Raw genomic sequence first — 6,584 nt, 5'->3', positions numbered from 1 at the left:
TACCGGCGGTGGGGTGATTTTCAAAAAAAACAACCGGGGGGGGGTGGCCGCGCGGGGGGGGGCGGTCTCCCCCCCCGCAACCCCCGGGCGACCCCCCCCGCCCGGCCCCCGCGAAGGTGCCCGGCCGTCGTTGGTGCGTCAGCCCTTCAGCGCCGCCATCCACTCCTCGACCTCGTCCGACCGGCGCGGCAGCCCGGCGGACAGGTTCCGGTTGCCGTCCGCGGTGACGAGGATGTCGTCCTCGATGCGGACGCCGATGCCCCGGTACTCCTCGGGCACGGTCAGATCGTCGGCCTGGAAGTACAGTCCCGGCTCGACGGTGAGCACCATGCCGGGCTCCAGGGTGCCGTCGACGTAGGACTCCACCCGCGCGGCGGCGCAGTCGTGGACGTCCATGCCGAGCATGTGACCGGTGCCGTGCAGCGTCCAGCGGCGCTGCAGGCCCAGCTCCAGCACCCGCTCGACCGGGCCCTCGACCAGGCCCCACTCGACCAGCCGCTCGGCCAGCACGCGCTGGGAGGCGTCGTGGAAGTCGCGGTACTTGCCGCCCGGCTTGACGGCCGCGATGCCGGCCTCCTGGGCGTCGTACACCGCGTCGTAGATTTTCTTCTGCAGCTCGCTGTAGTGGCCGTTGATCGGCAGCGTGCGCGTGACGTCCGCCGTGTAGTACGTGTGCGTCTCCACGCCCGCGTCGAGCAGCAGCAGGTCGCCGGAGCGGACCGGGCCGTCGTTGCGGACCCAGTGCAGGGTGCAGGCGTGCGGGCCGGCGGCGCAGATGGAGCCGTAGCCGACGTCGTTGCCCTCCACGCGCGCGCGGAGGAAGAAGGTGCCCTCGATGTAGCGCTCGCTGGTCGCCTCCGCCTTGTCGAGGACCTTCACGACGTCCTCGAAGCCGCGCACGGTGGAGTCGACGGCCTTCTGCAGCTCGCCGATCTCGAACTCGTCCTTGACGAGGCGGGCCTCGGAGAGGAAGACGCGCAGTTCCTCGTCGCGCTCGGCGGTGACCTTGTCGGTGAGGGCGGCCTCGATGCCGGCGTCGTGGCCGCGCACGACGCGTACGGGGCCGGTGGCCTCGCGCAGGCTGTCCGGCAGCTCGCGGACGTCGGAGGCGGGGATGCCGTACAGCTTCCCGGCCTCGGTGAGGGAGTGGCGGCGGCCGACCCACAGCTCGCCCTGGCCGCTGAGCCAGAACTCGCCGTTCTCACGGTCGGAGCGGGGCAGGAGGTAGATCGTCGCGGTGTGGCCGTCGCCCCTGGGCTCCAGGACCAGGACGCCGTCCTCCGTCTGGTTCCCGGTCAGGTACGCGTACTCGACCGAGGCGCGGAAGGCGTACTCCGTGTCGTTCGACCGGGTCTTCAGGTTGCCCGCGGGGATCACCAGGCGCTCACCCGGGAAGCGGGCGGACAGCGCGGCGCGGCGGGTGGCGGTCTCGGCTGCCTGGGCGATGGGCTCCAGGTCGTACAGCTCCGTGTCGGCCCAGCCGGACTTCATGTTCTCGGCCAGCTCGTCGGACACGCCCGGGTACAGGCCGTTCTTGCGCTGCTTGACCGGCTCGTCGCCGTCCGCGTCAGCGGCGTCCTCAAGCACGGCTTCCGGGGTCTCCGGGGTCTCCGGGTTCTCCTGGGTGAGCTCCTCCGCCACGGTCATCCTCCTCGATACGGCACTGGACCACCCCCATCGTACGGTCGTACGGAAGGGGGCCCAGGGGCGAAGGGCCTGTTACCGGGGAGTGGCTACCGTCCGTTATCCATGGCCTCCGAGGCGTCAGTGTCCGTTATTCGAACCGGACGGCCAGCAGGACGACGTCCTCCTCGGAGTCCGCGTCGGCCTTCCCGTCCGGCAGCACGGTGCGCAGGACGTGGTCGGCGACCGCGTCCGGATCGTGGCGCGCGGCCCTCGGTACACCGGCGGCGGCCGCGTGCAGCCGGGCGAAGGCGCGGTCGGCCCGGTCCCCCGTACGGTGCAGCAGCCCGTCCGTGTACAGCAGAACCGTCTCTCCCGCTTCGGCCTGCAGCTCCACGCTGGGCGCCTCCCAGCAGGCGAGCATGCCGAGCGGCGCCGAGACGGAGGTCTCCACGAACTCCGTGCGCCGCTCCCCGATCAGCAGCGGCGGGCTGTGCCCGGCACCGGCCAGGGTGATCCGGCGCAGCGCGGGCTCGCAGTAGCCGAACAGCGCGGTGGCCGAACGGGCGGGCTCGGTCAGGCGCAGCAGCAGCTCCAGGTCGGACAGGACCGCGACCGGGTCCTCGCCCTCCATCACGGCGTACGCCCGCAGCGAGGCGCGCAGCCGCCCCATCGCGGCGACCGCGCTGGGCCCGGCCCCGGTGACGGAGCCGACGGAGAGACCGAGCGCGGCGTCCGGCAGCGGCAGCGCGTCGTACCAGTCGCCGCCGCCGAGCGGGCCGGTGCGGTGCCGGGCGGCGAGCTGGACGCCGGGCACCCGCGGCAGGCGGGAGGGCAGCAGCTCCTCGGCCATCGTCGCCATGCACGCGCGCGTGCGCTCGACTTCCAGGAGGCGGGTCAGGTGGTGCGCGGCGTACCGGACGTAGAGGCCGGCCAGGTGGCGCTGGTGCTCGTCCGGTTCGGCGGGTTCGTCGTAGAGCCACGCGGCGGCGCCGAGACGTCCGGTGCCCTCGGCGGAGAGCGGGAGCGCGTAGCTGGCGGCGTAGCCGAGGCGGGCGGCGACCTCGCGGTGGCGCGGGTCGAGGCCCTTCTCGGCCAGCAGGTCGGGCTCGGCGACCCCGTCCTCGCCGACCGGCAGCCCGTCCAGGATCCGCCCGTAGGACAGGGAGGTCCGGGGCACGGTCTCGATGTGGCCGAGGTCGGCGCGGGCCAGCCCGAGGCCGATGGTGGTGTCCGGGCCGAGTCCGTCGGCCGGTTCCAGGATGACGAGACCGCGCCGGGCGCCCACCAGGGCGGCTCCGGCGCGCAGCAACTCCTGGAGGCCGTCGGAGAGGGTGTCCGTACGGATCAGGCGCTCGGTCAGTTCGTGCAGGGTCGTGAGGTCCGAGACCCAGCCGGCCAGCCGGTCCTGGAGGAGGGTCCCGGGGGCAGAGTTCTTGCCCGGGGCGTCGGCGGCGGCAGCGGCGTCCGTGGTGTTCGGCGGGGCGGCCGGGGCAGCGTCGGGGGCGGCGGACGCGACAGTGTGTGCGGGGGACGGGACCGCTGAATCGATTCCGGCCACTTTCGGAGGGTGCGGGGCGTTCATGGTGTCCGGCTTTCCGACCGGCGCTTACTGCTCAAAAGCATCGCAAACCCCCATGTCATTCTGCGCCGCTAGCAGTGTCTCCACATGTACACGCACTCGTAAGGGGATGTCCAGCATTGTCCTGCCGGGATTCCTGGTGTCCGTGGGGTGCGAGCGGCCTCCTTCCGGAACTCTTGCGGAAAAACTAGATTGGCTTGAAACTGCCCCAGAGGACGGCTTGTTGCGGTCGACTGGGGGTGCTTCACGGAGCGTCACAGCGGTCGTGATGGGTACGTACTCGGAGAAGGCCGGGGGTGGTTGGGGGCCACCCGGAACCTGGCGACGGACCCGGGCGTCCTATCCACCGACGACCGTGCCCCATCCTCCCGTGGCGGAGGCGGAGAGAAATACGCGGAACGGCAAACGCCAGACTTCGCCACCCCCGCGCCACGCCCATGCTTTTGCCAGACGCAGTGTGGACGGAACCGTCACGGACGCAGTCAGTGCTCGACCCACAGGGGTTTCCCCTGCCCTTGGGCAGAGGTGTTCCCCGGCAGGGTGCCGCTCGGGGGAGCGCGCCCTGGTGTGGGGGTCGTCCCGCGGCACGGATGTGATGCGCCACCAAGCTACGCACAGCGAATGCTCGACACATGGTGTGAGTGACCACGGTGTTGCCAGGCGTGCAACGGAAAGGAACGAGCGCTCATGCGCGAGATCCTCGGAAGGCGACGCAGGCTCCTGTCCCGGCACGACGACGGGCGGCCTGAGCTGATCGGCGCGGCCCTGACCTACGCGACGCAATGGCAGTGGCCCGTACTCCCGGGCGTGGCGGCGGACCCGCAGGCGCGGTCCCGCTGCGGCTGCCCCGATCCCGAGTGCACGGTGCCGGGCGCGCATCCCTTCGACCCCGGTCTCCTCGCGGCCACCACCGACGCGCGCATGGTGCGCTGGTGGTGGAGCAACCGGCCCTCCGCGCCGATCGTCCTGGCCACCGGCGGCGGCGCCCCGTGCGCGGTCTCGCTGCCCGCCCTGCCGGCCGCCCACGCCTTGGCCGCGCTCGACCGCGCCGGCCTGCGGATCGGCCCGGTCGTCGCCTCGCCCACCCGCTGGTCACTGCTGGTGCGCCCCTACTCCATGGAGCAGCTGGGCGAGCTGCTCTACGCCAAGGACTTCGTCCCCGGATCCCTGCGGTTCCACGGCGAGGGCGGCTACCTCGCGCTGCCGCCGTCCGAGACCGGCGGTGGCGCCGTCCGCTGGGAGCGGGCACCGCTGCCCGGCTCCGCCTCGCCCTGGGTGCCCGACGTGGAGGCCGTGGTGGACGCGGCCGTCGACGCCCTCACTCGTACGGGTGTGAGCGCGCCCGAGTTGTAGGGGTGTCCGGCGCGCGCGGAGGGTGTGCCCGGCCTTCGTCGTTATCGTCCGGACCATGCCGCTTCATGCAGGGGAGCACCGTGCCGCCGCGCCGCGCCGCGCCGGCCTGCACCGCGCCGGGCCGCGCCGTGGGGGGCCGGACCGCCGGCGCGTCCGTCTGTACGGCCTCGTCGGCGTCGTGGTCTGCGCGGTGGTGCTGCCGTTCGCCGTGGCGTCCGCGGGGCCGCCGCCCGACCCCGGGCCGGAGACTCCCGCGGCCGTCCGCCTCCTCTCGCAGGGCGATGACTCCAAGGCCTCCGACGGCGCCGGTGGCGCCCCCGCGCCGAGTGGGGCCGCCTCTCCCCGCTCGCCGCTGCCGCCCGGTCCGGCCACGGCCGTGCGCTGCGGGCCCGAACTCACCTCGCCCGAAGGCGTCGAGGCGCAGACCTGCGTCCTGGCCCAGGGGCCGGAGACCTGGGCCCGGACCTACTACCGCAACGCCACCGGTGACCGGCTGGAGGCCGTGCTGAGCCTCATGGGGCCCGACGGGCGCAGCCTGCGGATGCGGTGCGCCGTGAGCGCCGAGGACGCGCCGGGCACCTGCGAGACACCCCGGGAACGCGCGCGGGGCGGATTGGCCGGATACACCGCGGTCGCGGAGTTCGCGAGCCGGGCCGGGTACGGGCCACTGCTGCTGCGCACCGGCAGCAACAGGGATACCGGGCGCGGTCCGGAGAGCGAGGGCGGCGCGGGCGCCGGGAGTAGCGGAAGCAACGGCTTCGTCGGGAACCCCGACCGCGGTGGAAGCAACTCACCTGCGGGAACGGCGAGTTGACGGCCGGTCGCGGTGCGTGCGCGACTCGCGACATGGAAAGACCCGGTTGCTGGCGACGGGGGATGCACCAGCAACCGGGCTACTCGAACGGTAACAAGAGATCGGCAGTTAGCAAATTCGATCTCCTGTTTTCCGGTCACCGACTGGCTTGTCCGCGCCGTGAGTTGTGACCGGAGTCACCCACTCCACGGCGGGCGCTCCGGCTGACCGGTCGGTCAGCCGGGCCGGCCCGTGCCGCCGCGCGTCAGCTGAGGGTCACCTGCCGGTTGGTCAGGCCGCCGCGCGCCCGGCGCTCGTCGTGCGTGAGCGGAGCGTCCGCGGCCAGTGCCTCGGCGAGCCGCTCACCGAACTCGGCGGCGGGCTTCTCGACGTCCTGCGCGGTGACCTCGCTCGGCAGGTCCCACACCGGCACGGTGAGCCCGTGGGCGCGGAAGGAGCCGACGAGGCGGGTGCCCTCGCCGAGCGACGACCGGCTCGCCGCGTGCAGCCGCGCGAGAGCGTCCAGAAGCCGCTCCTCCTCGTGCGGCATGACCCAGCGCAGGTGGTTCTTGTCCGACGTCTCGCACCAGTACGCGGCGTCCACGCTCTGCAGCCGGACGGTCGGGATGGCCGCGGCGTTGGCCCGCTCCAGGGAGGCGGTCACCTCCGGCGTGGCGTTGTCCGGGTCCGGCACCCAGAATTCGAAGCCCGTGTGCACCTCCGGCTCGAACGCCCCCTCGGGGGCGAGCAGGTCCTGCAGCCGGGGACCCTCGGCCGGCGCGCGGCGGCCCTGCACCGGGGTGCCCGGCGCGGCCTCCAGCGCCTGCTGGAGGGTGTCGGCGAGGTCGCGGCTGATGTCGCCCGACGCCGTGTCGTTCTGCAGGCCGAGCAGGACCGAGCCGTCGTCGCGGCGCAGGGCCGGCCAGGCCATCGGGAGCACCGTGGCCAGGGTGACGGAGGGGACGCCCTCGGGCAGGCCGTCCCGCAGGGTCAGCTCCACCGTGGCCGCCGGGACCAGCTCCCGCAGGGCCACCCAGTCGCACTCGCCGGGCAGCCCCTCGAAGGGGCGGTGCACCAGCGCGGTCGTGGCCTGCGCGGCCGCTCGGCCGTGGCACGCCTTGTAGCGGCGGCCGCTGCCGCAGGGGCAGGGTTCGCGGGCACCGACGACCGGGATCTCTCCGGCGGTGGCCTGCGGGCGCTTGGCCTTCGTCTGGGGTCGCTTCTTGGCCATCG

Annotated in this window: 5 protein-coding genes; 2 read left to right on the top strand and 3 right to left on the bottom strand. The window is 73.4% G+C overall.

Annotated elements, in window-relative coordinates; genetic code table 11:
- Nucleotides 1-138: 138 nt before the first annotated feature.
- Entirely contained in the window at nucleotides 139-1,641 is a 1,503-nt protein-coding gene (locus ACFC1X_RS19840) for an aminopeptidase P family protein (protein ID WP_376355365.1), read from the bottom strand.
- Between the two features lie 133 nt (nucleotides 1,642-1,774).
- On the bottom strand, nucleotides 1,775-3,208 hold the full coding sequence (locus ACFC1X_RS19835; RefSeq protein ID WP_376355363.1) for a PP2C family protein-serine/threonine phosphatase: 1,434 nt from the start codon (nucleotides 3,206-3,208) through the stop codon (nucleotides 1,775-1,777).
- Between the two features lie 684 nt (nucleotides 3,209-3,892).
- On the opposite strand from ACFC1X_RS19835, the gene ACFC1X_RS19830 reads away from it, so the two are divergent.
- On the top strand, nucleotides 3,893-4,558 hold the full coding sequence (locus ACFC1X_RS19830) for a bifunctional DNA primase/polymerase (RefSeq protein ID WP_376355361.1): 666 nt from the start codon (nucleotides 3,893-3,895) through the stop codon (nucleotides 4,556-4,558).
- Nucleotides 4,559-4,613: 55 nt separating this feature from the next.
- Nucleotides 4,614-5,372 (top strand): hypothetical protein, encoded by a 759-nt coding sequence (locus ACFC1X_RS19825; protein ID WP_376355359.1) that lies wholly within the window; start codon nucleotides 4,614-4,616, stop codon nucleotides 5,370-5,372.
- A 244-nt stretch (nucleotides 5,373-5,616) separates the two neighbouring features.
- Here the strand turns inward: ACFC1X_RS19825 and ACFC1X_RS19820 are convergent, their stop codons facing one another.
- The gene (locus tag ACFC1X_RS19820) at nucleotides 5,617-6,582 is read right to left on the bottom strand and encodes a DUF5926 family protein (RefSeq protein WP_376355357.1); all 966 of its coding nucleotides are present in this window, start codon (nucleotides 6,580-6,582) and stop codon (nucleotides 5,617-5,619) included.
- Between the last annotated feature and the right edge of the window lie 2 nt (nucleotides 6,583-6,584).

This window comes from Streptomyces sp. NPDC056128 (genome assembly GCF_042263835.1).
Classification (GTDB): domain Bacteria; phylum Actinomycetota; class Actinomycetes; order Streptomycetales; family Streptomycetaceae; genus Streptomyces.
This window is presented reverse-complemented; position numbering and strand designations above follow the sequence as displayed.

What these genes read in the sequence shown, in the direction of transcription:
- ACFC1X_RS19835 (WP_376355363.1), bottom strand. Translation starts at nt 3,208, where the DNA reads ATGAACGCCCCGCACCCTCCGAAAGTGGCCGGAATCGATTCAGCGGTC.
- ACFC1X_RS19830 (WP_376355361.1), top strand. Translation starts at nt 3,893, where the DNA reads ATGCGCGAGATCCTCGGAAGGCGACGCAGGCTCCTGTCCCGGCACGAC.
- ACFC1X_RS19825 (WP_376355359.1), top strand. Translation starts at nt 4,614, where the DNA reads ATGCCGCTTCATGCAGGGGAGCACCGTGCCGCCGCGCCGCGCCGCGCC.
- ACFC1X_RS19820 (WP_376355357.1), bottom strand. Translation starts at nt 6,582, where the DNA reads ATGGCCAAGAAGCGACCCCAGACGAAGGCCAAGCGCCCGCAGGCCACC.